General features: G+C 61.2%; 1 protein-coding gene. It reads right to left on the reverse strand.

Features of this window, described 5'->3' with window-relative positions:
- Window positions 1-242 (reverse strand): transglycosylase SLT domain-containing protein (locus tag FLQ44_RS06325; protein ID WP_147693590.1); only part of this gene is annotated, 242 nt, incomplete at its 3' end.
- Window positions 243-281 lie beyond the last annotated feature (39 nt).

A 281-nucleotide genomic window follows, 5' to 3' on the forward strand; every position in this document is an offset into this window, starting at 1 on the left:
TACTTCGGCAGGTTGTGGCGGTTGACCTGCGCCACGCCTAGCGAAAAGTTCCAGCCGTCCGTTTCGAGCTGCTGCGCCGTGGCAATGGCTTCTTCGCGGCTCTTGGGTTGCCGAGCCAGCCGACCGCCGACAACGCCGATGGCGTAGGGGTTATAGCTCGACTCGACGCTGACGATGGCCGCCATAGTCTGCGGCGCGACCGTCGGGGCGCACTCTTGAGCGAGTGCCAGAAATTCCAACATGATTCCGTCTCCAATTCGTCACATCTTGACGGGAACCAT

Origin of the sequence: Vogesella mureinivorans (genome assembly GCF_007644035.1) — a bacterium.
Lineage (GTDB): Bacteria > Pseudomonadota > Gammaproteobacteria > Burkholderiales > Chromobacteriaceae > Vogesella > Vogesella mureinivorans.